Source organism: Bartonella sp. AU16XJBT, from assembly GCF_028618665.1.
In the GTDB taxonomy this organism is placed as follows: Bacteria; Pseudomonadota; Alphaproteobacteria; order Rhizobiales; family Rhizobiaceae; genus Bartonella.
The window spans coordinates 1-1,226 of record NZ_JAQITF010000071.1 but is presented as its reverse complement, the minus strand read 5'-3'; the positions used below and the strand labels follow the sequence as shown (position 1 = coordinate 1,226).

Annotated in this window: 1 protein-coding gene and 2 pseudogenes; all 3 read left to right on the top strand. The window is 34.6% G+C overall.

Features of this window, described 5'->3' with window-relative positions; all coding sequences use genetic code 11:
• Positions 1-24: 24 nt before the first annotated feature.
• Positions 25-126: pseudogene (locus PVV66_RS09600) on the top strand (TrwG protein); the annotation flags it as partial.
• A gap of 151 nt (positions 127-277) precedes the next feature.
• Entirely contained in the window at positions 278-958 is a 681-nt protein-coding gene (locus PVV66_RS09595; protein ID WP_273719614.1) for a type IV secretion system protein, read from the top strand.
• A 175-nt stretch (positions 959-1,133) separates the two neighbouring features.
• Positions 1,134-1,226: pseudogene (locus PVV66_RS09590) on the top strand (trwi protein); the annotation flags it as partial.

The window sequence follows — 1,226 nt, the reverse complement described above, 5'->3', positions numbered from 1 at the left end:
TGCCGAAATCAAGCGAGGAGACAGATGAAAACAAAACAAGCAAAACCAGTGAAAGCTGAACAACTTAGCAGTTATTACGAAGAAAGCCGTGGTCTAGAACGGGATCTCATAAACGAATTTATAAGGTTAGCAATATAGTGATCAGTTTTCCTAAATATATGAAAATTAAAAGGAATAAAATATGCAAAAGCTAATTATCACTATAGCGATTTGTATAATTTTTGGAACATCAGCTCTCGCTAGGGAATGTTACTTTGATTCCTCACGGTATAAAAGTGTGTGTAAACCAAAAACTAAAAAAAAGACAGTAGATCATAGTATAATAAATAATCCTGCTCCACCGCCATCACCTGCTCCATCACCTGCTCTACCAGCTTCTCTACCAGCAGAATATCTAGAAATTATTGAACTCTTAAAAAAACGGCTTGAGTTAAAAAAAGAGCAACTTTCACAAACAGAAAAAGCCTATCAGTCTATAACAAAGAATCAGAGCACTGGATCTCGGAAAATAGACTTTTCTAGTTTTTTGCTCAAAGAGCCAGAATTGATCTATAATGAACATATGCTTTCAAGGCCATCATATCAAAAGGTATTGGAAGACGAAAACAAAATTTCTGGACCTTTTGATCAAATGAGCAAAGCTATTTTTGCGCGTTTGCAATCTGTATCGGTTCTAGATAAAGTTGCGAGTTTGGAAAGTTTTGAAAACGTAGAAAGTCGTTTTCGATACCTCAAAAATCTTTTCGACGAACTTCAAACAAAAGAAAACCTGAAAGACATTGCAGATTTTCAAGCACATATCGATGGTACATTAACCATGATGCAAAATGAATCTATAAAGATGGAAATGGTAGCGTATTTACGTGACGCCGAGCACTCACTTATCAAAAGGAAAAGACGCGAACTTAATATGAAAATTTTTGACCATGAAAAAAAAGGGATGCCTAGCATACGATGAAAACAAAATCCAATGTAGAAGATTCGGTCCTATATCCCAACAATTCAAAGAGACACAGAGCTTTTATCAAAGCCAAGATAATAGCAGTGAAAATTTGGGCAATGTATAAATGCAAATGGCATGTATCTATGTTCCAAGGTAATAAAAAATTGAAAATTTGTTAAAGAGGAATGCCATGAACTTTACTGTGTTCACGCAACTTTTCAATAAAATTGATCAGATAACACAAACATATGTCACGGATATTTCCTCAAAAGCAATTGTTACA